The organism is Gelidibacter mesophilus DSM 14095, assembly GCF_000423005.1.
Taxonomy (GTDB): Bacteria; Bacteroidota; Bacteroidia; order Flavobacteriales; family Flavobacteriaceae; genus Gelidibacter; species Gelidibacter mesophilus.
The window spans coordinates 1-24,509 of sequence record NZ_AUHD01000018.1; the positions used below are offsets into that span (position 1 = coordinate 1).

The 24,509-nt window shown below is 37.7% G+C and carries 19 protein-coding genes and 3 pseudogenes; 4 read left to right on the forward strand and 18 right to left on the reverse strand.

Going from position 1 to position 24,509, the window contains the following annotated elements; genetic code table 11:
- From G525_RS22135 to G525_RS0116190, 11 genes and pseudogenes are all read right to left on the reverse strand, one after another.
- Positions 1-289, reverse strand: a pseudogene (locus tag G525_RS22135) (IS1595 family transposase); the annotation flags it as partial.
- 49 nt (positions 290-338) lie between these two features.
- Positions 339-860 carry a hypothetical protein gene (locus G525_RS0116145; RefSeq protein ID WP_027127077.1) on the reverse strand — a complete coding sequence of 174 codons (522 nt, stop codon included), beginning with the start codon at positions 858-860 and terminating at the stop codon, positions 339-341.
- Between the two features lie 279 nt (positions 861-1,139).
- Positions 1,140-1,634 carry a hypothetical protein gene (locus tag G525_RS0116150; protein ID WP_027127078.1) on the reverse strand — a complete coding sequence of 165 codons (495 nt, stop codon included), beginning with the start codon at positions 1,632-1,634 and terminating at the stop codon, positions 1,140-1,142.
- 121 nt (positions 1,635-1,755) lie between these two features.
- On the reverse strand, positions 1,756-2,967 hold the full coding sequence (locus tag G525_RS21900; protein WP_084647781.1) for an OmpA family protein: 1,212 nt from the start codon (positions 2,965-2,967) through the stop codon (positions 1,756-1,758).
- 175 nt (positions 2,968-3,142) lie between these two features.
- Positions 3,143-3,685, reverse strand: a complete 543-nt coding sequence (locus tag G525_RS0116160) for a hypothetical protein (RefSeq protein WP_027127079.1) — start codon at positions 3,683-3,685, stop codon at positions 3,143-3,145.
- 56 nt (positions 3,686-3,741) lie between these two features.
- Positions 3,742-5,412, reverse strand: a complete 1,671-nt coding sequence (locus tag G525_RS21255) for an ELWxxDGT repeat protein (RefSeq protein WP_051209984.1) — start codon at positions 5,410-5,412, stop codon at positions 3,742-3,744.
- A 92-nt stretch (positions 5,413-5,504) separates the two neighbouring features.
- Complete coding sequence (locus G525_RS0116170) at positions 5,505-6,848, reverse strand: hypothetical protein (RefSeq protein ID WP_027127080.1); 1,344 nt, start codon at positions 6,846-6,848, stop codon at positions 5,505-5,507.
- A gap of 107 nt (positions 6,849-6,955) precedes the next feature.
- Entirely contained in the window at positions 6,956-7,942 is a 987-nt protein-coding gene (locus tag G525_RS0116175; protein WP_169514455.1) for a lipocalin family protein, read from the reverse strand.
- 209 nt (positions 7,943-8,151) lie between these two features.
- Entirely contained in the window at positions 8,152-8,781 is a 630-nt protein-coding gene (locus tag G525_RS0116180) for a hypothetical protein (protein WP_157491957.1), read from the reverse strand.
- Positions 8,782-9,313: 532 nt separating this feature from the next.
- Positions 9,314-10,072, reverse strand: a complete 759-nt coding sequence (locus tag G525_RS0116185) for a LytR/AlgR family response regulator transcription factor (protein WP_027127083.1) — start codon at positions 10,070-10,072, stop codon at positions 9,314-9,316.
- 3 nt (positions 10,073-10,075) lie between these two features.
- Positions 10,076-12,100 (reverse strand): histidine kinase, encoded by a 2,025-nt coding sequence (locus G525_RS0116190; protein WP_035479952.1) that lies wholly within the window; start codon positions 12,098-12,100, stop codon positions 10,076-10,078.
- A gap of 156 nt (positions 12,101-12,256) precedes the next feature.
- On the opposite strand from G525_RS0116190, the gene G525_RS0116195 reads away from it, so the two are divergent.
- Positions 12,257-12,562 carry a hypothetical protein gene (locus tag G525_RS0116195; RefSeq protein WP_027127085.1) on the forward strand — a complete coding sequence of 102 codons (306 nt, stop codon included), beginning with the start codon at positions 12,257-12,259 and terminating at the stop codon, positions 12,560-12,562.
- A gap of 305 nt (positions 12,563-12,867) precedes the next feature.
- On the opposite strand, the gene G525_RS0116200 is transcribed toward G525_RS0116195, so the two are convergent.
- On the reverse strand, positions 12,868-14,160 hold the full coding sequence (locus G525_RS0116200; RefSeq protein WP_027127086.1) for a S28 family serine protease: 1,293 nt from the start codon (positions 14,158-14,160) through the stop codon (positions 12,868-12,870).
- Positions 14,161-14,484: 324 nt separating this feature from the next.
- Here G525_RS0116200 and G525_RS0116205 point away from each other — a divergent pair, with 324 nt between their 5' ends.
- Positions 14,485-14,940, forward strand: coding sequence for an FKBP-type peptidyl-prolyl cis-trans isomerase (locus G525_RS0116205; protein WP_027127087.1), 456 nt, complete (start codon positions 14,485-14,487; stop codon positions 14,938-14,940).
- Between the two features lie 150 nt (positions 14,941-15,090).
- Here the strand turns inward: G525_RS0116205 and G525_RS21260 are convergent.
- The 4 genes and pseudogenes from G525_RS21260 to G525_RS0116225 form a co-directional block, all read right to left on the reverse strand.
- A pseudogene (locus G525_RS21260) lies at positions 15,091-18,243 on the reverse strand (efflux RND transporter permease subunit).
- A 59-nt stretch (positions 18,244-18,302) separates the two neighbouring features.
- On the reverse strand, positions 18,303-18,602 hold the full coding sequence (locus G525_RS0116215; protein WP_027127088.1) for a DUF190 domain-containing protein: 300 nt from the start codon (positions 18,600-18,602) through the stop codon (positions 18,303-18,305).
- Between the two features lie 11 nt (positions 18,603-18,613).
- Positions 18,614-19,618 (reverse strand): efflux RND transporter periplasmic adaptor subunit, encoded by a 1,005-nt coding sequence (locus G525_RS0116220; RefSeq protein ID WP_027127089.1) that lies wholly within the window; start codon positions 19,616-19,618, stop codon positions 18,614-18,616.
- On the reverse strand, positions 19,618-20,877 hold the full coding sequence (locus G525_RS0116225) for a TolC family protein (protein ID WP_027127090.1): 1,260 nt from the start codon (positions 20,875-20,877) through the stop codon (positions 19,618-19,620). The genes G525_RS0116220 and G525_RS0116225 overlap by 1 nt, the downstream gene beginning before the upstream one ends.
- 306 nt (positions 20,878-21,183) lie before the next feature.
- On the opposite strand from G525_RS0116225, the gene G525_RS0116230 reads away from it, so the two are divergent.
- Both G525_RS0116230 and G525_RS0116235 read left to right on the forward strand, forming a co-directional pair.
- Positions 21,184-21,477 (forward strand): type II toxin-antitoxin system HigB family toxin, encoded by a 294-nt coding sequence (locus tag G525_RS0116230; protein ID WP_027127091.1) that lies wholly within the window; start codon positions 21,184-21,186, stop codon positions 21,475-21,477.
- A gap of 1 nt (position 21,478) precedes the next feature.
- Positions 21,479-21,835, forward strand: a complete 357-nt coding sequence (locus tag G525_RS0116235) for a helix-turn-helix domain-containing protein (RefSeq protein WP_027127092.1) — start codon at positions 21,479-21,481, stop codon at positions 21,833-21,835.
- A gap of 329 nt (positions 21,836-22,164) precedes the next feature.
- Here the strand turns inward: G525_RS0116235 and G525_RS0116240 are convergent, their stop codons facing one another.
- The gene (locus G525_RS0116240; protein WP_027127093.1) at positions 22,165-23,529 is read right to left on the reverse strand and encodes a HAMP domain-containing sensor histidine kinase; all 1,365 of its coding nucleotides are present in this window, start codon (positions 23,527-23,529) and stop codon (positions 22,165-22,167) included.
- Positions 23,530-23,715: 186 nt separating this feature from the next.
- Positions 23,716-24,402: pseudogene (locus tag G525_RS21265) on the reverse strand (response regulator transcription factor).
- Between the last annotated feature and the right edge of the window lie 107 nt (positions 24,403-24,509).

The window sequence follows — 24,509 nt, forward strand, 5'->3', positions numbered from 1 at the left end:
GTGCAGATAGGCTCTTGGTTGATGAAGCCATTTCAAAACAAATAAAAAATGCTTTGCGAACTCCAAATTTAACCTTGTGGAAAAGCGTATTGGCCGTGGTAGATTCAATATGTCCGCAGATATTGCACTGTCTTGCAAAATCCTTGCGAACTTGGCAGGCAGTATGATTACATCTCAAGCATTTGTAGCCCATATTTGATTTAATTGAAGCTAAGTATTTCTTGCAATCTTCATCGGTTTTGAACCGATCAGAGAACTCTAGAAGATTTTGACCTTTAAAAATATCCATAATATTATATGTTTACTGACAATAAAGATATGTATTTAGATACTGACCTCTATCTTATTGAATTATCATAATGACCCACAGAAGTGATCAAACAATCGCCACCGCCATTCGCAAAAAATAGTTCCAACATATAATACATCATATATTTTGGGGTAGATGGGATATTTGGAGCTATAATGGTTCCGTCACTGTTGATCTGAAATTCCCCGATGTCTTCATTGGAAGCCCCACCAAATTTAGTTTTATAATCCTGCATAGAACTGATCTTTGCAGGGCTATTGGAGCCTTTTTCCGTATAGCCTATAAATGCAGGAATGGCAGTCTCGACATGCACGATCTCCATCGGGATGTCTTGATTAGAGACGCTCAGAATCTCTGGGTTCGCCACATCGATTGACTTTTGGTTGTCATTCATAACTTTAAGTGTTTTCGTTGCTTTTTTGACACTGTTTTTAGAGATTGTGCGCTCATTGTTAGTTTTCTCCGTTCTTCTTGTGCTTTTTGTCTGTGAGTAGATTGTACTGGAAAAAATAATAAGTAGGACGATACTCAGGATAGTTTTTTTATTCATAATAGGAGATGATAAATTCTTAATAGCTAGGTGCTGCAAATGGAAAAATTATTGGTTTTCCGTATATGTCCTAACGTTATTAATTATGCTGTTATAGCAATTTCTATTGGTGGTGATAAGTGACAAGCATTTGTATTTAGTCTGTAATAATCCATGGAATCAGCGGGATATATTTTATAAAGTTATGTTTCTGTTGCCCGGTGATTTTAGGGATATTCGCAGAGTTTTTACACACATGGCTAAAAACGGACCTATAAATTAATATGATTTACTAGCAACTTAATCCACCCGCATAAAAACAAAAACCATGACTTCAGGTCCAGAGGATGTTCCTTGATATCTTTCTCGTGTAGCAGCATCCGGAATCTCTTCAAGCTTTAAAGTTGTTGCATTAATTTGAATGATCCTAAATTCCGTTATCGGTGGAAACGGGCTGTCCTGGTATGGTCTATGCGATGCCAAATCAACCTTTAACGTATTGCCTTCCACATGATATTGGCCAATAAAATACTGCTGAATAGCGCAATGGGCATCGTACCAACGTAAATTCATTTTACCGTCTGACGAAAAGCGCAATTGATCACTGTTTCTGTCGCAAATATTGATATAGTTGTAAAGCTTTTGGTTGGAGCCATTGATAATGGTTCCGGTTTTAACAAACGCCCAATCGCCCCAAATACTCCCGGGCAGTGGTTGTTGAAGCGTGACACAGCTAAAGGTCACACTACAAATAAGGACTATTAATGTGATACTTCTAAATTTTAGGTTTTTCATATCTATTGCATATGTTTTGTTCATAAGGAATAATTATCTGTTGCATAAGGATTGAAAGACAATTGACTAAGAGTTAACTTTGTTTGCTTATTTTTGTAGTTGCGCTCCTACCGTATAGAAATCAATTTCTATTTGCATCCCAGCCTGTTGTACTGGCTTCGGCATCACAATAGCCCCATTGACCTTTAAATTCTGTAAAATCTTCATTGAACTCAAGCACCAGAGATCCCCAGTTTTTTCTGTCATAAATTGCGGTGTTGCATGTTTTTCCAGATTTGTTCTCAATCCATTGTCCTTGCATAGTGTGGTCATCGCTCATTTTTCCTAAAATTTCTCCACCATCATTTTCGTACCAGCCGGCAATCACATCCCCGTATCTGTAAATCCTTAGATTACCGTTTTTGGTTGTTTTCCAGGTGCCGGTCACATTTTTTTGTTCTATTTCAGTGTTCTGAAAAACAATAAGTTCTACCCGTCTATTTTTTTGCCTTCCTTCTTCCGTCGCATTATCTGCTACAGGATTACTTTCTCCCAGCGCTTTGGTTGTTATGTTTTTAGCATCAATTTTTGCATTATCTACCAAAAAATTCTTCACTGCATCAGCCCTGTTTTTGGAGAGTGTTATGTTGCTTTCCGTTGAGCCTATGTTATCAGTGTAGCCTTCAATAAGGACCAATCCTTTCAGGTCTTTTATTTTTTTCGCGATGTCTGCCAATTCTGAGGTGTTTTCCTTAAGTTTAGCCTTCCCGGTATCAAAGGTGACCGCTGCGTTTAACTGAAAATTGATACTGGAGCCAATAGCACCAATGGCATCGATATCGGCTCCGGGCCATTTTCCTCCTTTTTTAGCTTTAATATCTACTACTTTTACATATCTGAACACGTCACTTTTTTCAACATAATCGGCAATGTCCAATGCTGAAAATCCACCATCTGTGCGGCCAACCGAGATCCAATCTTTTCCATCTTTAGAAATATAGGCGTCTACAGGTTCAGTTAATGCACCTATTTCCAATATAAATAAATCAGGACCAGGAATATCGTACAACACGTTATCTGTAAATCTCACCACGAGTTCGCCGCCGTAACCGAGGGTTGCAAAATACTTATTAGGATTTCCTTCATAGTTGGGAATGCCTAGTGCTTCCTCAGGGCCAAAGCCTTCAATCGGTCCTGGATCTCCTATTTTAAAGCTGACCACTTCGTCGGCAAAGGAAATATCGCCGTAAGGAAAAAAGACTCTATCCCCATGACCATCAGGATAGGTCCTGCCAATTTGAGAATAGGATAGCGCAGAGATCAAGAGCATCATAAAGGATATCTTAAATTTCATTTTTTATTGATTCTAAGGTTACTATTAATTTTGAGTTGTTATGTGTACGTATGCAATCGTTGTTTATCTCGATAAAGAATAAGCAATTCTATGGGGTGCTATAGCTTACTTTTGGTTGTTGTCAAAAAATGTATGTCTTTTTTATGTCGTGGTGTTTTTTAGTTCATTTAATATATCAAAGCTTATCAGCAATAAGTTTGGCGAGTGTAATGGATTTAGCTTTGTTGGAAGCTTCATCCGTAGAGGTTTCTGCTTTGACATGAAAAAGGTTGTCGTTTTTCAAAAAGGTGATCTGGCCCATTTTTTTACTATAGGTTGCCATGTCTCCTAGTCCATTTATGGCTTCACCATCCTTATACACTGAGATGGACTGCTCGTACAGTTTTTTATTGATGTTTATAGCCCAAACAATGCTTAATTCCGCAGGGCGATCCACTGTTTGACCAGTAGAAAACTTATAAGGATAGGTAAAAGATTCCCATTTATAAAAACACGCAGGATAGGTTATGCTTTTCTTTTCTTTGCTTGTTTCCGTATCGCTAGGGATGGAAAGCACAGATTTAATTTCGGCATCAGTCAAAAGAGTGCAGGGAGATTGGTCTGAGCTTTTGTGATCAGATTTTTCTACAGCATCCATCTCTTTTGAAGACGATTTTTCTGGGTTTTTACAAGCTAAGGTACAGATGAAAGCGGTAAGTAAAAGAAATGATTTTTTCATGGTTCTACTATTTATTTAAGATTTTTTAAAGTTTAAGCGTTTCATTTTCCTGAATATTAGTTCTTAACGATCCGTTTGACCAAAGTTTGCGAGTTTTCTTTATACACCTTTATGAAATAGATGCCCGGTGCAAATGGTGACATATTGAGGCTGGACTGGCCTTCCCAACTTTTTAAGCGTTGACCGGTAACCGAAAAAAGATCGATTTTTTCAATATCTTTTGCATTAGTTTTCATGTGTAGGACATCCTGGACTGGGTTGGGATATAAAACGAATTCGTTAACTTCATGATCTTGAGCACTTAGGCTGTTGCTGGTGTATTTCCATAACTCCAAACCTTTACCATCGTATTCCGCTTTAAAATAAAGGGCGCCATCAAACACTACCAAGTCGTTGTAGCTACGTACAACAGAACCATTTGACTTTATATTATTGACATTATCAGGCATAATAATATGCGTTCCTTCGGCTGTTCCATCGCTTGTCCAAAGTTGGCTTTTCTTGATGTTATGGTTGGCAATAAAGTATAATTTGTTATTATAGTTGACATACTTAAAAGGGCCTCCATTTTTTGTGCCAGGAACAAGGTCTTTTACTAGGTTTGTGCCTGCAGCAGTGCCATCAGTTGCCCAAAGCTCATTGCCGTGCTCAACGTCTTGACCAGTAAAATACAATTTTCCGTTATATTCATGGGCAAATCGAAAACTACTATCTCCCCTAATTTCTGAGTTTATCTGTATAAGAAGTTGTGTTCCGGAAGTGGTGCCATCACTTACCCATATTGCTCTACCTTCATCAGAATCTCGCCTTGCGGTAAAATATAGTTTACCTTTAAATTCCTTTAATTCCCTTGGGTCACTATTGATTAGTACTGGGTTGGGGTTTGTACGAATATCTTTTACCATTTTCGTGCCGCCACTTGTGCCATCAGTTTTCCAAAGCTCCATCCCGTGTGTGCCGTCGTTTGCAGTAAAAAATAGTTGGCCGTTTACCTCTGTAAAATTATTAAGATCACTGCCTTCTGAACCTGGTTGAATATCTTTTATCATCTTTGTTCCAGCACTAGTACCGTTGCTGACCCATAATTCATTTCCATGAACGCCGTCATTCGCCCTAAAATATAATTTATCCTTATACCTGAATAGAAGATAAAGATTGGCTTTATCAGAGCCGGGGTTAATGTCCTTTACCATTTGCGTCCCAGCTTCAGTACCATCTGTAACCCAAAGTTCTCCGCCATGAGTTCCATCGTCTGCATTAAAATATAATTTATCATTAATTTCTGTCAGTGCAAAAGGACCAGAGCCAGAAGTTCCTGGGTTAATATCCTTTAATATATGCGTGCCAGCAGTTGTGCCATCAGAGACCCATAGCTCACTACCGTGGGTACGTGTTAGCTCTTTAAAAAATACTAAGCCATTAGCTCCAACGAACTCAACAGAAGATTGAAAGACACCATTGGCTATTGCATTGGTGTTTTTTAACATCGTTGTGCCTTCAGTAGTACCATCACTTATCCATGGATTAAGTCCGTCACTACTATAGGCCTTGAAATATAATTTACCGTTATGAATAGCTAAATGTTCGGGATAACTACTATTTCTTCCTTGGTTGATATCTTTCATCATCTCAAATGTTTGGGCAATTGCTGAAAAGTTTATAAGCCCAAGTGCCATTAATAGGAGGGTAAACTTAATTTTAGAAATTGGATTTTTTGGGGTATTCATAAGTATTAAGGTTTTAGTGGTAAATATTGAGGTTTCTATAAATTTTTTGTGAACAATTATTTAATATCATTTTGTACTTTTATATGTACTAATTACAAGCTTTTAAGATCAGAAATTTCCTTTCCATTCCAATCAGAGAACAGTTTTGGAGTATTATCCAAGCTTAAATTAGCATACTCTAAATGTGACTGGGCTGCATCTTGGACACTTATACCGTACTCAAAACAATTGTTAAATACAATATCATGGATGTTCAAGAATTTTGAGCGTTCAAGAAATACGGCGCCATTAGGTTTTTGTGTGGTCCGTCCTGCATTTTTTAGGATAACGTGACCCATTTCATTTAAAGGGCTGCTAGATTGTACATTTATTTGTTGCCAAAACCCCGCCACATCATGTTCGCCACTAATAATTATTGGATCTTCCGGAGTTCCCACCATGACCAAGGAAGCATTGTCATCAATATGTATCCATTTCTGGGAAGACATGATAACGGCAACACCCGGAGCTACGGTAAACACACCTTCTTTTATGTTTAAATTACCTTGAAGAAAATAGGGCACATCTAATTTGGCCCACGTCGCATCACCATAAAGATTACCTTCTTCAAACTCAATATAATCCTTCTCGTTTCCTGAGAATGTATTGGTGCTATTAAATAATCTTAAGCGGGTGACATCTGTTTTAAAAGGGATTTTGTTCTTGGTAAATACGCAATTGTTCATGATGATATTATTTACATCTTTTCCTACTCTTCTGTTGGTGATCATGCCATAATTTTTACTATTTGAAAACGTGCAGTGCTCAAGGTTTAAAATGGTGTTGTCATTATAGATTTCCAGAGCCGCTTTAGAACCCCCTGCGTAATCAATAGTAACGTAGCTCATGGTATTGCTCATGCCTTTGCTTCCGGTGCCAACACCTTTCCAAAAGCCTTTTATTTTTTCCTTTCCGGTAAGCACGATTGGTTTTTCAGCAGTACCTAGCATTTTAATTGAAGATTTATCAGTAAAATTCATGCCTGCATCTTGTTCAAAAGCAATGGTTACCCCAGGTTCAATGGTCAGTTTTCCATCAATTCTTGTCATACACGGTATAATATAATCTATAGCAGCATCGGGATTATCTTTTAGCACGGAATTCGGATTCTGACTAAAATAGTTGCAGTCCAGTAAAATTGCCGCGGTGTTGGCTTCTGAAAAATCGGGGCTGGAGGCACCAGCGGCATCCGGAGCAATTTGCGACTTGTCTGCTTGCCCTGAAGTTTGAACGTTTTCATCACCGCTATTGTTCGCAGCTGGCGTTTTTGTTTGTTCTTGTGATGCGTTTGGGTCTGTGGTCGTGTCTTTCTTTTTGTCATCGCCACAGCTAACAAAAGCTAAGGCCATTAAAAAAATAAAAAATGCGGTTTTAAATTGTGATTGAAATGTGTTCATGTTTAGTGGAATTTAAGGTTCGAGCTTTAACTCTATCCCGTTATTATTTGAGGATGATGGCCTCTTTATTGAGTCAAAAATTGACGTCATTCATTTTTTTAATAGAGTTAGAGTTCCTGCTTTTCTTTAGTGAGCGTTAGTGCTTGGCCCTCTTTTTTGACTACAAGCTGCGTTCTTGTTAGCGATTGGATATCCCAAATAGTCTTAACTCCATCTTCGGTTACCTTAATTTGGTTGTCGTCGATAATATTGTAAGTCGCATTAGTGTTAGTGCCCGCGACACAATTTCCGTTGCTATGATTTTCGGCATAGGGTTTTGTTACTAAGGACGCATCTTCATTAAATTCAAAAAAGCTTTTTTTGGTGCATTCAGATAAGGACGGGCGGCCTTGAATATGTTTATAAAACCATTTGCCTAGAATGGCTTCTTCGGGAGTCAGCTTTCCAACTGAAGTGGAAGCACCAGTGTTGGTGGTAGAATTTCCGTTGGATAACTGTCGTTCTCCAGTCACAATAAATGGTTCTTCGGGAAATCCATAAACCATAATTTCTTCTTTGGTTACCTGCTTAACAGGCATGGCTCCCATTCTTTTGTCGTTTTGATAAAAGGAAAGAAAATAGGTCGTGTCTAAAGTCTCCAACCGAACGGTTCTTAGCGTTTCATCATCTACTTGCTTAAAGTTTATTTTGAGGGTTTTATTGTGGTAATTTATATCAAAATCTAGGCTCTCTATTTCTGCGTACGTCAAGCTTGTTTGGGTGGGTTGCAATCGCACAAAATCAATCGGTTGCTTTGCGCGATCTGGCTTTAAACGTAAACGATCAGGATTGACAAATAGAAACGTTCCTCCGATAGGAATTGATGTGTTGTCCACCACTATGCGATCATCCTTGATATGGTAGGAGGTTGCCGATTGGCGTTGGTCAAAGTCATAAAACATCAAGCTGTCTTTGGTAAAATGAAGCACCGTTGAATGCCGGGTATCTAATTTGGCTATTGTCCATTTTCCTTCCAAACTTTGTGCAATAGAAGGCACGGTGTTTAAAAATAATGCTCCTATAAAGAGTAAGACGGATAAGACTTTGAAATTCATTTGATTTTTTTTCATTTTAAAAAATTGGAGGTGATAGTGTGTTGCACCTGATTAGTTTTGGAAAAGTCCGATTTTTGATGGCATTGAAAATAATAAGAGTTAATCTCCTCGAACTTTTTCATTTGATGATGATTCTCTACTACACCAAAACATAGGTTCAGATTAAAGAGGATAAGCCATTCTTGAGATTAAAATTATCCGAGCCTGACTTAATCAATACCTAAATCTCCCAAATCGTCTTCATCCAATTCTACAAGTGGCAAATCAAAAGCGCCTTTGGTTACCGATAATTTTTCTGCGTTATCTGGATCATAGCTATTATATAAGGTCATTTCAAAAGTTCCTTTAATATGGGTAGTAGTAATGGCCGTGACTTTAAATGATCCGCTACTTTGCAGAACAATGCTCTCATCTTGTTGGATGGATCCCATGCCATAGATATTGGCATCAGAGGAGTTTTTTCCGTTCATTGCTACACTGGTTGTAAAAAAGTAATCATCTCCAAAACCCACCTTACTTAAATTATAGTTAATGGGGTTGTTTGGAGCCGGGATGGCTTGTGATACTATAATGGCGTCTGATTTTTCATCGGCCATGACCACAACTAATTGACGAATATCATTTTCGCCTAATTTAGATGTCACAATAGTTGCGAAGCTACGATCTGAATTTGCTGCAAATGAGACGGTCTGTTGGTTTACCTCAATTACTGCAGTTGCGTGGCCTTCCCTTAGATCTTCAATGGTGTCACTTGAATCGTCTTTGGAGCAACTCAACAAACTCATGGTGATTGCTAACATTATAATGAGGGGTTTGAATCGATGATTTAAAATTTTCATTTGAATTGTTTTATTGATTTTATAATTATTTTATGTTGGTATGTTAAAGGTTTCCAAAACTGATATACAACCACTATTTCGCTTCTGCTGCTATCCTTTATGGTAACTTAGCTTTAGCTCATGGTTAGAAATCTCTTTTATAGTCCACGAAATTGATTGTCGCAAATTCTTACATCACGATTAAATCAAAAGAATGTGGCAGGATTTATGAAATATGATTAATAGATCTACATTTCGTATATGAACCAATAATTCATACAGTTATTAGGAAAGCTTTAGATGTATAAAAGGTTTTCCTTTGATTTTTTTAAAAGGAACGGATTCCTTTAGAAATGCTATTAAAACGGGGGGATTCAAATTGTAGATTAATCTTGAAAATTTAAGTTTAAATCTTGTTTCAAGTTTCAAATCTAATTTTCAAAAATTAAATGCAATGGTATAAAGATAAACGATGTTTTTTCCTACACAATATCAAATCAGAATTTGGTAGTTGTTAATGAGTGTTTGGTGCATTTGAATTAGAATTCAGCATTTATTTAAATCGCAACATCGTATCTAATATGTCATTGATCTGTTTCGATTTTTGTCGTGATACTGGAATTTCTACTTCATCATGCATGATGAGACTTCCACCGTCTTGTTTTAAGATCCCTTTTACAAATTGTGGATTTATTAAATGCGATTGGTGTACCCTTACGAAACCATGGTCCAATAAAAGTTCTTCAATTTCCTTTAACGTCCTGCTGATTAAAATTTTAATTTCGTCCTTACAGAAGATATAGGTGTAATTGCTATCTGATTGGCACCTCACAATATTTTGAATCTCAACAATTTGGTAGCCTACGCCAGTTGGTAGAGCAATTTTAGTACACTCCTTATTTTGATATTTTAACTGATCTTGAAGCAGTTCCCATTGCTGGGTGCTTGTTTTTTCTCGACGTTTTTCCCAGATAGAAATAGCTTTTACAATATTTTTTTCGGTAATCGGTTTCAAGAGGTAATTCATCGCGCTATATTGAAAGGCTTTGATGGCATATTGGTGATAGGCGGTTGTAAAAATAACGTCAAAATCAATGGGCAGCAGATTGTCCAATAGTGCAAAACCATTGAGGTTAGGCATTTTAATGTCAAGAAATAACAAATCTGGGGGATTACTTTTTATGAAGTCCAAACCTTCAAGCGGATTCGTAAAAACACCTGTAATATTGTAATCGGCATGAACTTTTTTAATAAGGTTCACCAAGACATTTATGCAGTGGTCTTCATCGTCTATAATTATTATGTTGGCCATGATTCAATATTTATAAGTTAGTGTAATGCGAGTTCCTGATGCCGTGTTGTTATTTTCTAGGTCTGTAACCCGAAAATCAATGGTGTGATCATTTAAATGATTATACAAAGTCAATCGCTCTTGCACAATAGTTGTACCCATGGAGTTGTGCAATTTTTTATTTTTGTTGCTTTCCGTTCTGCCAATGCCATTGTCTTCTATAGTTATTTTTAAATCATTGGTGGTGTCAAAAGTTATGATTAATTTTTTATCAGCTTTTAAACTGGGTTGGAGGCCATGCCAAATAGCATTTTCCACAATAGGTTGTAAGAGTAGAGGGGGAATTTGGTATTGTGAAAGAACGTCTTTAGAATTGACTTGTATGGAGTAGGTGAAATTCTCGCCCATTCTGCTCTTTTCTAAAGAAAGATACAATTCTAAAATTTCCAATTCCTCTTCCACCGTAATTTTTTTCCGATTGCTGTTTTGTAAAATGCCACGAAGTAGGCTCGCAAAATCGTCCAAATATGTTACGGCATCCTCATTGCTTGAGGTCATGATCAAATTTTTAATTGCGTTCATGCTATTGAAAATAAAATGCGGATTCATTTGAGAACGCAGCGCTATCATTTCTGTTTCCTTAATTTTTTTATTAAAATCGTCTTTATTTTTTTGGTCCCGTTCCCGTTCTATTTCAGAATAGAGCTGAATGAGCTCAGTTGTTTTTTCCTGAACCTTTGCATCCAATTCTCTATTCATCGTTTCCTGCAAGTATTGATTTTCTTTCATTTGCTCAATTAATTCAGTATTGGCCTGCTCTTTTTCTTTTTGAAGTAAAAAGATGTTTTTTCCTAATGCCAGGGAAAAACAATATACTTCTGCCAATAAACCAATCTGAAAAATAATATTTGGAGCTGCCTTAAAATTAAAGAAGTGACCTGGAATGTAGTTAATTTCAGTATACGCAATATATGTACTTAATAAGGCTCCAATAAAAAAGAAAGACTGGCCAATTATAAAATAAATCAAAAGCGGGTGTTTAACTTTGTAAATGATCCAAAAAATCAAAATAAAATTAAGTGGGAGCACAATATAGCGCACAATCATAAAAATTTTGACCGAATAATTTCCATGGAGTAACAAATAGCTGAAAACAAAACTCATCAGCGCATATGCAAAGCAGAAAAGACCAAGATAGAATAGGATTTTTGCCAGAAGTTCATCATACTTTTTCACTTTTATAAGCTGTAAAATGAACAAAATATAAAATCCTATAAAGACAAATTGAACGGGTTCAAATAAATCAAATGCTAAAGTTGGAATGTACTCAAAAAAATTTCCGATTGGTGCCAAGGTGTAGCGGAGCACCAAAAAGCCATAAATAAGTTGAAAAAATAAATACCCCAAATAATAGAGGTAGAGTTTTTCGCGTAAGCGCAACCAAAAAATTAAAGCAAATATAAAAATGGTGATCAGGGATATGATGTAGAAATAAATGAAACCCATGGCATAAATTTGGCTTTCGGAATCATTGGCAAGAGAAGCCTTGTAGGCGTTTTTGGAATAAAGAACCGGAGCATGTTGTGGACTTACATGATGAATGTCAAGTTTGAGATAGATGTCTGATTTTTGAAATGGAGTGAGATTTAATTTAGTGAAAGATCGCGCCGATGGATTTGCTCTTTCGGGCAATGGTATATAAGACCCATTCTTTAATTTTTTGAAATTTTCACCTATTTGCTGATAGATAATGGTATAATCATACGGGCTTTGGAGATATATTTCAACGGGATCTTGGGATTGGTTTTCAATTTCAAATTTGAGCCAAAGAGAACTGTCTATGGTTGATTTTAGCGAAGCTTCATAAGGTTTCCAAGAGATTTTTTGTCTGATGGTTTCAAAGGATGCGCTTCTGTTTGTCTGCAAGATTTCAACATTGCTATTGCCAGCTAAGTTGATTTTTTTCCGAATGGCATTGGCCATAATTTGCCCAGAGATTTGAGTAAAACCTAACGATAAATAGCAAATGATGAACGCAATGATTTTCATTATAGCTAAAATACCATTCTATTTTTAAATGATTGGCTATGGTTTAGAATTCAGCTACTTTGATTTAGTATTTGGTAAACTATTTTAAATTTTAAAGAATTTATTCGATGTGACCTTTGTTTTTTGATTTACTATCTTTGAAAGAAAGTGAGTATCATGAGAGACTCTAAAAGATTTCGATTTACAAAGGCGGTGTTGTTTATAATCAGTGCACTCTATATTGTTTTGATGGTAGCAACGTATTTTGTGTACTTCAAAGAACCTTTTATAGATTGTGCCAAACGGATGTTGGGAGCTCAAGCAATAGCCTTGGTTTTTCAGGCAGCGTTGAATTATGTCAATTTCCGATCAGAAAATAAAATTGTAATTCTTGCCACCATGTTTGTTAGTACCATGTTGCTTTATGGGGTGCTATCCGCATTTTTCAATCTGGAGTTGATGTGTAGATATTACGGATTTTGATTTTTTCTGATGAAAGGATTAAACCCTGTAATAACATTGCTACTTTAGTCTCTATATCTGTTCTAGGCCCGAATACTCGAATAATTTTTGTGTATTCTTTTACTGCTTTACCAGCTATTTCACGAAACAGACTTTCAATCTGCCAATATAAACCCAAGGGTTCCCAATTGGTAGTGATTTGTTTTAGAGAATGTTGCTAATTATTATTACTTGTTAAACTGCCGTCTTTCCAACACCAATTATAATCCTAAAATCATGTTTTTTGAGCGAATCTAAACACCGAAATAACTAGTGGATAAAGAATTTTAATTTTCTATTGTGATTGACAGCCAACGTTCTAGTGCCTTTGTAAGTTTTGCTCTTTCACTTGGTGTCATTTCAGTGATGTTTGCCGTCCCATGATGTTTGCCGATCATCATAAACCATAAGGCATCAACCTTATCAGAAGGAGGAACTGCCGAAGCTGACCAAGTATCTAAAGCGCCGTAAATGTGAACAATTTTATTACCGTGTTTTGGAAGCCAAGCATTAAGGCCTTTTAAAGCTTTATCATTAAATGGAACTTTCATATGATTAGGGGTAAAAGCAGCGTGAGGGTTTTTATCGGTAGGTAATTCATCCAACAGATCTTTAAATTTACTGGTGTCGTACCCATAATAGCCAAATTCATTAGCCGATTGATAATAGTGGGATGCATAATCAATCATAGTCTGATCACTAAAAAATGTGATATCAGATACTTGGGTTAAGTATAAAAATGAATCATAGGCCGAGGCGTTATCATCAGGAATTGAGTTACAATCAGAGCCGTATTGCCAAAATGAAAATGGATATTCCATCACTGAAAACTCAAAGGCTTCTTCAATGTTTTGATAGGTGAAACTCGCTTTAGCACCCACGCTGTAAGCCTTAATTAAGGGTAATATGTCCTCTTTATTTTCTAAAATATGTCTTTGGAATTTTTCAATTTTTGCTCGACAGTCTGCGGTACCTACTGTATCCAAAAACTTATAAACCCGTTGCTCTTCATATGAGGTGTTAATTGGTCCTACATAGTTCACGCTCACATCAACGTCTTCCGGATAAAAATAGCGATAGAATAAGGTGGTTGCGCCACCTTTGCTTCGGCCTGTTGCTACCCATTTAGATTGATATAAATTCCGGAATAGCGTGTTGATATGATGTAAGTCGGCAGCAACTTGCTCTAAGGTCAGATATTGGTAATCAATTTCGGGCGGATTGCTTTTTCCGAAATAACGATGCTCAACTCTGATTTGGTTAGCGTCGATAAAATTGGTTAGCTCATCAACTCTGTTACTGTTAGCGGAATAGCCTTCGGTAATCATTACGGTAGGCAGCATAAAATCTTTGTGGGACAAATACGCTCTCTGATAAAAATAGCCTTTGGAAGGATCTTTATGATCAAGAGGTTGTTTGATCTTTAATTCGTAAGCTGCCTCATAATTATCAGGGGTATCAATTTTTGTAAAAATGACATCTGGCAATTCAAAAAGTCGTTCTTCAAGCGGTTCAGTTTGCGCATTTAAATATGGTATTAATCCGAAGATTAAAAGAAAAATAGTTATCGATTTTTTCATGAGTGATTCGTAATAGTGTAGTGATGTGTTTTTGTAAAATTAAAGAACTACTCAGGAAAAACAAGTTTAATATTCATTTAAAGTTAAACTTGCAACTCCTGAGCATCAACTATCAAATCGATATTCTACATTGTTTATTTCAATGGTTGACAAGAATTACACGGAAACCGTAAGGATTTACGTCTTTGCGTTTACTACGAATTTTGGTTGTGTTTCTGGCATTTAAATTTTATGCTTTAGGCGCCGTTTAAAATTACAAAATGACTTGTTACTATTTATTATTTCGTTTCCCTTATATTTGATCCTTTAAAATAATAGATATTTATGAAAAAGCACGCCATAATTTTTTTGGTATTTGTATTCTTGATTGCCTGTGGTAAAAGTGATGACAATGTAGACTATAAAGAGAAAAATAATACAGAAATTATAGCTTATATTGAGAAGAATAATTTAGATGCTCAAGAAAGTGGTTCTGGCTTGTATTATGTTATTAATGAGCCTGGTTCTGGAGTGAAGCCTGCCGCAACCTCTAATGTCACCGTAGCTTATAAGGGCTATTTTTTAGACGGTAAGACATTTGATGAAAGTAATGCTAATGGAATCTCGTTTGGGTTGCAACAAGTAATTAAAGGTTGGACAGAAGGAATTCCTTATTTCAAAGAAGGTGGTAGAGGTAAATTATTGATTCCTTCGCATTTAGGATATGGAAATCAGGGGCGTCCTGGTATTCCTGGTGGAGCTGTACTTGTTTTTGATATTCATTTAATTTCTGTTAATTAGTTGAAAGTTACTTGTCGCATTTTTTCTATCGTAACTATAGTTCGACTATAAATACTTGGTGAAAGCGAACACTAAATGAGGAAATTTCGACATTTTCAGTCTGCTTACATCCATAATGCTTTATTTAAAGAGGAGCGATAATCACATGTTTTATGATTCAATTTCATCTTCCTGCCCGTCCGGCAGGCGGGCATTTCCCATCGGCTTATTCACCCACCAATATAATGGCGGAATGATAAGTGGCGCAAACAATAAGGTGCTCGTCAATCCCCCGATAATTACCGTCGCCAATGGTCGTTGAACATCCGAACCGATCCCGCTTGAAGTGGCCGCCGGCACCAATCCGAAGATAGCCAAAACAAGAATGGTCAATACCGCTCGCAATTGCTCCTTTGAGGTTGCCGTAATCATGGTTTTGCTCAATGGATTTTTTGCGGAGGCTCTATTTAATGCGGAGACCAATAATACGGCTGCCATCACAGAAATCCCCAAAATAGAAACAAACCCAACCCCTGCAGAGACGTTAAAATAATAGCCTCTAAGCAACAAAGCGATCACACCACCTGCCAAGGCAAATAGAATACTGCTGGCGGTAATTAACGTGTGTTTGAAGTTTCTGTATAACATAAACAAGAAGGCAATCACCAGCACTAAGGTCAGCGGAATTGTAAACGCCAACTGCTTTCCTGCACGTTCCAAGTTTTCATATTGTCCGCCATAAACAATTTCATAACCTTTGGGAATCTCTATTTGCGCATCAATTTTATCCTGTAATTCCCGCATATAACCACCTTGATCCCTGCCTTGGATATTGGCACGTACCGTCACCATTCGCTTGTTGTTAAGACGGTAGATGTTGGTTTGTCCTTCCACATAGCTAATGTCCGCCAACTGATCCATAGGAATCAATGCACCAGTAGCCGAAGGAATCAGCAGTGTTTTTAGATCATTAATGTTTTCTCTAAACTCCGGGAGGTAACGTACCACAATATCATAGCGTTGGGCACCGTCATACAAAACCGAGATTTCTTTACCACCAATTGCCGCTTCGATCATATCTTGAATATCCGCTACGTTAATCCCATACCGTGCAGCTTACTCTCGATTGATGTCGATGGTTAATTGATCTTGAACATTCTCTTGTTCAATATCGACACCTTCACTGCCCTCCATCTCACTCATGATTCCCGAAATAAGTTCGGCTTTTTCACGCATCATGATCAAATCGTCACCAACAATGGAAACGGCTAAATCGGCGGCACTGCCCGTCACAATTTCCATCACTTGGTCAATAATAGGTTGTCCTGAAGCAAAGGCAACGCCTGGGAATTCATGCTCCAGATCGCTGCGCATTTTTTGCACCAATTGTTTCTTTGAAAGCGTATCACTCCAAGTAGAATAATCCTTTAATCCGACTAAAATTTCGTTTCTATTGGCAGGAAACGGATCCGTACCATCGTCGTTCCGTCCGGTTTGCGTAATGACATAGGACACTTGCGGGAACTTGGAAATCACCTCTCGGATTTTAGGCGCGTATTTCGCATTTTCTGTAATGGTAATTCCTGCTGGGAAGTTTGCTTGTAAGAAAATCGACCCTTCATCTAATTCCGGTAAAAATTCCGAACCTAACTTCGTTCCAAAAGAAATCAAAACAAGTACAATAGCAAACCCAATCACCACAGTTTTTTTGTAATGTGTTGTAAAAACGTTCAAAACCTTGACATACTGTTTCTCTAAAAACGTCAAGATAAAGTTTTTAGGTTCTTTAAATTTCTTGTCGGGTTGCGACATGGTTTTGCTGTACACATACGAAATGACCACGGGAATGAAGGTCAGGGCTGCCAACATCGATCCCAAAACGGCAAAGGAAAGCGTTAATGCCATTGGTGAAAACAGCTTGCCTTCTACACGTGTCATTAATAAAATCGGTAGATAAGCCAAAATGATAATCGTTACTGAGAAAAAGATTTCACGACCAACTTCTTGGGCAGATAATAGGGTAATTCTAACAATGCCACTTTTCCGTTCTTCTGGGGTTGAGGTGCGATATTTCCGAATGAGATGTTCGGTCATGACCACGGCGCCATCCACAATAATTCCGAAATCAATGGCTCCCAACGATAGGAGGTTGGCTGGAATGCCTGTAAATCGCATGATGATAAACGCGAATAACATCGAAAACGGAATGGTCAAAGCCACCACCAAAGCACTTCGGACACTTCCCAAAAAGAAAATTAGGATAATGACCACAATACTCACCCCTTCAAACAAGGTCCATCCCACAGTATTTAAAGAGTGATCAATTAAAAATCCGCGGTCATAAAGCGTTCGGATGGTGACGTCTTGTGGGAGTTCGTTGGCTTGTAAATCGGCAATACGCTGTTTAAGTTCTACCAGGACTTCGCTCGGGTTTTCAAATTTTCGAAGTAAAATAATACCTTCTACCCCGTTGTGCACCTCGATATTTTCATCAGGTACCGAATAGCCTAAAACACCACTCGGTGGCGGAGGTGCAATTTCTACACTCGCCACATCACGGATAAATATCGGAACGCCTTTAACCGCTTTTAAGACGATATTTTCAATGTCTTTTTCGTTTTTGATGGCACCCAAACCACGCACGGCAAAACCTTGACCACCACGTTCCATGATGTTTCCTCCGGTGTTAAGGTTGTTGGCAACCACCGCCTCTTCAATGTCAGAAAATGACAGATCGTACTTGCGGAGTTTATCCGGATCAATAAGAATATGAAACTGTTTTAGCGGACCTCCAAAGGTGGTAATGTCGGCGACACCGTTAGTTTGTAGTAAATACGGCTCAATCACCCAATCCTGTAAATCCCTTAATTCCGTAGGGGAATAGCTTGGTGGTGCTTCTACAACATATCTAAAAATCTCACCCACGGCGGTGGAAAGAGGCGCCAATTCAGAGATCACGCCTTCGGGTAATTCGGCGCTTGCGAGTCGCTCCATCACTTGTTGACGGGCAAAATAATCGTCCGTATCATCTTTAAACGTCAGTTGTACCACAGAAAGTCCAAAAATAGTTCGGCTTCTTCGGTCAATGACATTTGGTACATCTTGCAGCACCCTTTCTAAAGGAATGGTGACTTGCTGCTCCACTTCTTCGGCAGCACGACCTTGGTATTGCGCCACCACAATCACGTTGGTGTCGGCAATATCCGGATAGGCTTCTATTTTGAGCTCTGTGAAACTATAATACCCGATAGCCATGATGAGTAAGCTGAGACCTACCACCAGTGGGCGGTTTTTATGTGAAAATATGAGGAGATTTTTAATCACAGGACATATGATTTATAAATTATATATATTAGATTTAAAGCGGAAGTCAATGATTTTACTTACCAGAGATCGACCCGATGGGTGATGATGAATCCGCCGCGATATTGTTCTCTGAGAACGCTTAAGGTTGTTTTTACCTTTTCTTCAGAATCAACAAAGGTGATCAGCGTGGATGCTTCAATAAACGAAAATAATCGGGAAGGTTGTTTCAGTCGATGATGTCTGCCGAAACCAGAATATCCCATCACGGAGGTTGCACCTGCAATCCCATTGTCGATGAGTAAATTCATAATAAACTCATGTAAAGGTTTGACGCCTTTGAGTTCGTCTTTATCGATAAAAATTTGTGCTTGTAACATGTTTTTATTTTTTAATATCCGAACGATAGACCTTTGAGTTGTAAAACGCCTTCAATGGCAACTTCGTCATCGGCAGAAATCCCATCAAAAATGATGATGCGATCGCCAATATGTTGACCGATTTTTACTTCTTTACGCTCAAATTCATTTTCGGAAGTTTTTATAAATACATAGTGCTTGGCTTGAACGGTCACCAAGGCATTCTTGTGCACACTGACATTATGGTCGTCGCTCAGGTCAAAACTCACATTGGCGAACATGCCCGATTTCAGTTTGCGTGAGGAGTTGTTGACGATAATTCGCGCTTTGACCATTCGTGTGCTGTGATCGACAACGTCGGCAATGGCATCCACTTTTCCGGTGAATTCGGTGTTTGGGAAGGCATTGAATCGAATATCGCACGTGTCACCTTCTTCTATATTTCCAATTTGATTTTCCGGAACATCACAGATGAGGAATGTAGTTCCCGCTTTTGCTTTTCGCAAAACATCCGGTGAAAACCCTTCGGAAATTAATTTGGATTCGTGTTCGGTCAAAGCTGCCTTTTCATTGGAAAGTAAACTTTGTTCCATCGTCAAAGCGCTTTCAGCATCCATCAGATCCTGACCTGTTGCCACCCCGTGGGCACTCAGATCCTTGGTGCGTTCCAATTCCAACTGACGCTGCTTGAGGTTGACGTTGGCAATTTGATTGATGCTGATCTGTAATTGATTCAACTGTGTATAATGGCTGGACAGTTCAGGGTTTTCGAACAAAATCAGATTCTGTCTCGCACCTTCGCGTGATGGCAATACGGTGGCAGCGACGTTTGCCGGTGCGGTAAATTTCGCCGAAAGCGTATCGTTATTGAGATGCTCAGTCTTGAAAAAATCCAAGTGTGCAGCTTCTGGAAACTGAATGGTCATCCCGGCATTGGTGATAATGGGTGAGGCTCTATGGGTCTGTTCTGTTTTGGTTTCGCTGCCACAGGATGACAACAGGAGTAAAACAAAAGCTGCGAAAATTGCGTGTTTCATTATTGGGCTAATTGATTGATTAAACCTGCTACGTAAAGCAGTTGTATATGACTTTGACGATATTTCTCTAAAACGTCGTTGTATTGTTCCTGGGTTTCCAGCCAACTACTTTGGGCTTCCAAGAAATCGATGATGCTGGTACCTCCTCTGAGATAGGCATACTTAATGTTATCTAAAATGGTTTGGGATTGTTCCAAAACCGATTGATAATTTTCGATGTTTTGTAACTGAACTTGATGACTTTCATAAGCCGTGGTGATTTCAGTTTGAAGTTGGGTCTGCAAGGCGTGAAGTTGTTGCTCAGCCTGATCTCTTTGGATGAGCGATTTTTTGATTTCACCTTGATTCCGATCAAAAAACGGCAAATCGATGGACGCGGCGAATCCAACATGAGGAATCTTATGCTGTACGTTATAAATCACGCCAATTTCAGGTTGTGGATAAGCCATGCTTTTTTGCAGATGGATGTTGCTTTCAGAAACGTCAATCATGGATTTGGCGGATTGGATATGACTCCGAAATGCTAAAGATTGCTCTTGTAAGGCGTTTAAAGAAGTCAGTCCATAATTTCCAAGATCTTCCGTTGTATCAATTTGAATGGAATCTTTTATACCCATTAGAAACTGAAGTTCATTTTTCCGATTTGCTAATTCTTGACGTTCTGTTGTGTATTGCAAAGCATATTGTTTGGCTAATAATTCCGTTCGGAATACATCGGTTTGAGTGATGACTTGATTTCTGTATCGATGTTGATTGGTGATCACTAAACTGTCAATATTATCTTTTGCAGATTTAATAAGTTCCAATTGCTTTTGGGCCGTCCAGACTTCATTCCATTTTTCGGCGACCTCAAAAAGAATGTCACTCTCTATTTCGGTATATTCTTTTTGGGATAATTGGGCACTTTTCTGAGCGACGTCAATTTTATTTTTGCGCTGCCCCATAATTTGGAAGGTTTTGGACAATTGCCAAAGCACTTCACGGTTTTCAGGATTGCCATAATTCGTACTATTCTCAAAATCTGATGAATTGGCGATCTGAATGGTTTCGTTGCTCAGCACCAGATTCGGGCGTAACTCAGCACTAAGGATATCACTTTCGGCAATAGCCACGTTAAAATGCTCAGATTTCAAAATCGGATTGTTGCGCTTTGCCGTTTTCAATACCTGTTCTAAAGTAAATGGTGTTTGCGCATTTAGAGGATGAAATACTCCGACAGCGATAGCTAAATAGAGAAATGTTTTAAAAATGAACTTCATGTCAGCTTTTTAGTGAATTCTTCTGCGGTTTGCATAGAACTACAAAGATTGACCTCATTTCTCTATTTGTCAGTTAGAGAAGTCATAGAAAAATATTAGAATTTCATTAGAAAAAGGAAAGGTGTCGAATTAAAAGCGTCATTGCGAGGAGGCACGACGAAGCAATCTGTAAGTTGCAATATCGAATTTTCGTATATTGATTTTACAATTTACGGTTAGTTTTATTAGTTATCCATAATGCTAAAAACTCATTAAAAGTTATCGTTTTGGTAACTTTTTTTGTATGTTTGCTACAAATAGTTTGATGTGAAAATTTTTTCAAGAGGAACATTACGAGATTTTTGGGAAAAACATGGCAATTGCGAATTGCAATTGAAGACGTGGTATCGTGAAATCGAAAAATCAAATTGGTCATCCATTAATGACCTTAAATCGAATTATCCGAACGCAAGTATTTTGAAAGATAATCGAATTGTATTTAACATTAAAGGCAACGATTATCGACTGATTGTTAAATTCAATTTTGAGTATCAACTTGCGTGGATCCGTTTTATCGGAACGCACGCTGAATACGATAAAATTAACGCAAACGAAATTTAGGATGAAAATAAAACCGATTAGAAACGAAAAGGATTACCAAAATGCACTTGAGCGTTTGGAAGTCATCTTTGATGCAAAAAAAGGAACTGACAATGGAGACGAATTGGAAATCCTTGCCATCCTAATTGATAACTACGAAAATGAGAATTTTCGAATTGGAATGCCAGATCCTATTTCAGCCATTTCTTTTAGAATGGAGCAAATGGGCTTGAAACAAAAAGATTTAGTTGATATGATTGGGTTTAAAAGTCGAGTGAGCGAAATAATGAATAGAAAACGTAAATTGACTTTAGAAATGATTAGAAAATTGAACACCAATTTGAATATTCCGACAGAGGTATTAATACAAGATTATTAAACATCATTGCGAAAAGTTCAATGGGCAAAAAAGGACGATCTCTTTGTTTAAGTTGATTTTTAGACACGGATTACACGAATTACACAAATCCGCTCATTATTAAATGAATATACTTTTTAACCTGATTCTTAATGAAACGAATTATAACAGACTTGCAGTCCGTATCGGGAGGACGGAGATAGTACTTTATTTTGTGGTGGTTTAGCTTTTGAATGCTATTGAAATATAGCGATTCCAGCAGTTTTTGGAATAAAAATGAAGTATTCTGAAACCTTCACAATCTAAGTCTTGATACTTGATTCTAAAAGCGAAGCGGTCTAAATTCTCTTTTAATTAAGAAAACTAACATAAAAATCCGTCCCCTCACCCAATTTAGAACTCGCAGAAATCGACCCTTTATGCAACAAGATAATTTTCTGCGTCAATGGTAATCCGATTCCGTTGCCATCCGCAAATTTCTGATTGTCACCTCGATAGAATGGTTTGAAGATGTTTTTTAGATCAATTTCTGAAATCCCGATCCCATGATCCGAAAATTTCAATTGAATACTTTCGTTTTCAAAAAGAATGGATGCTTTTGAATGCTGGTCTTCCGAGAATTTACAGCCATTTTCAAAGAGATTTGCAAAAGCGACTTTTAAAAGATATTCATTCGCGTTGATGGAGATTTGCGCATCGTTTTCAAAATCGTTTTCAAAGTGAATGTCGATTTTATAATTTGGATTGGCTTGTTGCACTTGCTGTCTGGCATCCAATAAAACCTCATCAATCCGCACCGATTTAAAAGAAATTTCAGAAGGATCGTAACTCGCTTTTGCCATATCCAAAAGACTGTTGGAAAGCCGCACAATCTTTTTGGCATCTTTTAAACTGTTTTGAATGGCGAGTTTATAATCTTCACTATTGCGCTCCTTTCCGAGCGATAATTCCAACTCCGTAATAATGGCCGTCAAGGGTGTTCGAAGTTCATGTGAAATGTTCGACACGAAATATTTCTGGGTATCAAAAGACTCTTCCAGCCGATCCAACATCGCATTAAAAGTTTGTGCGAGTTCGGATAATTCATCTTTATTGTCGTTGGAAGGCAGGCGTAAATCCAAATTTGTCGCGGTGATGTCTTGTGCTTTTTCGGTCATCTTACTAATCGGCTCAAACGCTTTTTTTGAAAAGAAAACCCCAGCGATATAAATAAATACAATGGAAATAACGAAAACAAAAATACTTGTTTTAAGCAAGCTGTTCAATTTGTTATAGCCGTATTGGTCATACGAAGTAGCGGTAATGATATAGGTTTGGTCTTCAAAGTCAAATCGCATTCCCACCACTTGCCAACCTTCTTGATAGAATTTAATTTCGCCTTTTTTGTAGATGTTGTCAATCATTGGTTTGGTTTCTTTGACAAAGTCGATATCCACGGCATCATGGTACAACAAATTGAAATCCTGATCGTAGATAGCAACTTCAACTTCGTTTAAGATTTGCCGGTTGCTACGGTAAATATCCTGTAAGGTCTGTGGATTTACTTTTGCATTAAAAAACAAATTGGCTTTAGTGACCGCTTCTTTTTTAAGTAGTGTATAAAATTCACGTTCGCGACTTTCCTGAGTGGAATAATAAATGACAGCCGCAAACGCCAATAGAATGGTGGCAGTGATTACTGTAAATAATAAGGCGAGTCGTGTTCTGGTTTTCAAAATATTGATTAAAAATTAAATGTGTTTATTAGTCTCATAAACTAATTTCATTTGGTGTATATCGCTCTGTTCTGGGAAGATTTTAGACACAAATTTCACTAATTTGCACGAATCCATGCGTTTCCTTACAGCGGAATACTATCTATTTCACGAAATAAACAGACTTTCAGTCTGTATTAAAAAAAATCAACTGTCTTCCCGTTTCAATACGAAACCCATTCCGGGTTTGGTGTGGATGAGTTTATGCTCAAATTCTCGGTCTATTTTCCTGCGTAAATAATTGATATAGACATCGATAAAATTCGTGCCGGTATCAAAATGCGTATCCCAGACTTATTCGGCAATTTCTGTACGTGATAGCACACGCTCCGGATTTTGAAGCATATATTCCAAAAGCTTGAATTCTTTCGGAGTTAAACTGATATCCAGGTCGTTACGCTTGACCATTTTTGTATGCAGGTTCATTTCAAGATCGGCATAATTGAGAATGGTGATGGAATTGTTATTGCTGTTAGTCCGTCTGTTGAGCAACGCTCTGATCCGTGCTACGAGTTCGCGCATTTCAAAAGGCTTGACCAGATAATCATCAGCACCGGCATCAAAACCATCTACTTTATCATCGGTGGTGCCTAAAGCGGTCAACATGATGATGGGCATATTCGGTTTGGATTGTCTAATAAATTTACACAAATCGATACCATCCATTTTTGGTAGGATAATATCCGTGATGATGAGGTCGTAATCATTTTGTAATGCCAATTTTTTACCTGAAACGCCATCATACGCCAAGGTTGGTATAAAGCCGTGTTCTTCCAGACCTCTTTGCAAAAGCTCGGCAACACGTAAATCGTCTTCAATAATTAAAATCCTCATAGATGCAAATTTACAAATTCATTGACGCTTTAACATGGGAACAAAATAATACTTATTTGATTGTAGTCATAGTATTTGATCGACTCAAAAAATCAAAATTCTTTAAA

Coding starts and splice junctions, on each gene's coding strand:
- G525_RS0116145 (WP_027127077.1), bottom strand. CDS start 860: ATGAATAAAAAAACTATCCTGAGTATCGTCCTACTTATTATTTTTTCC.
- G525_RS0116150 (WP_027127078.1), bottom strand. CDS start 1,634: ATGAAAAACCTAAAATTTAGAAGTATCACATTAATAGTCCTTATTTGT.
- G525_RS21900 (WP_084647781.1), bottom strand. CDS start 2,967: ATGAAATTTAAGATATCCTTTATGATGCTCTTGATCTCTGCGCTATCC.
- G525_RS0116160 (WP_027127079.1), bottom strand. CDS start 3,685: ATGAAAAAATCATTTCTTTTACTTACCGCTTTCATCTGTACCTTAGCT.
- G525_RS21255 (WP_051209984.1), bottom strand. CDS start 5,412: ATGAATACCCCAAAAAATCCAATTTCTAAAATTAAGTTTACCCTCCTA.
- G525_RS0116170 (WP_027127080.1), bottom strand. CDS start 6,848: ATGAACACATTTCAATCACAATTTAAAACCGCATTTTTTATTTTTTTA.
- G525_RS0116175 (WP_169514455.1), bottom strand. CDS start 7,942: ATGAATTTCAAAGTCTTATCCGTCTTACTCTTTATAGGAGCATTATTT.
- G525_RS0116180 (WP_157491957.1), bottom strand. CDS start 8,781: ATGAAAATTTTAAATCATCGATTCAAACCCCTCATTATAATGTTAGCA.
- G525_RS0116185 (WP_027127083.1), bottom strand. CDS start 10,072: ATGGCCAACATAATAATTATAGACGATGAAGACCACTGCATAAATGTC.
- G525_RS0116190 (WP_035479952.1), bottom strand. CDS start 12,100: ATGAAAATCATTGCGTTCATCATTTGCTATTTATCGTTAGGTTTTACT.
- G525_RS0116195 (WP_027127085.1), top strand. CDS start 12,257: ATGAGAGACTCTAAAAGATTTCGATTTACAAAGGCGGTGTTGTTTATA.
- G525_RS0116200 (WP_027127086.1), bottom strand. CDS start 14,160: ATGAAAAAATCGATAACTATTTTTCTTTTAATCTTCGGATTAATACCA.
- G525_RS0116205 (WP_027127087.1), top strand. CDS start 14,485: ATGAAAAAGCACGCCATAATTTTTTTGGTATTTGTATTCTTGATTGCC.
- G525_RS0116215 (WP_027127088.1), bottom strand. CDS start 18,602: ATGTTACAAGCACAAATTTTTATCGATAAAGACGAACTCAAAGGCGTC.
- G525_RS0116220 (WP_027127089.1), bottom strand. CDS start 19,618: ATGAAACACGCAATTTTCGCAGCTTTTGTTTTACTCCTGTTGTCATCC.
- G525_RS0116225 (WP_027127090.1), bottom strand. CDS start 20,877: ATGAAGTTCATTTTTAAAACATTTCTCTATTTAGCTATCGCTGTCGGA.
- G525_RS0116235 (WP_027127092.1), top strand. CDS start 21,479: ATGAAAATAAAACCGATTAGAAACGAAAAGGATTACCAAAATGCACTT.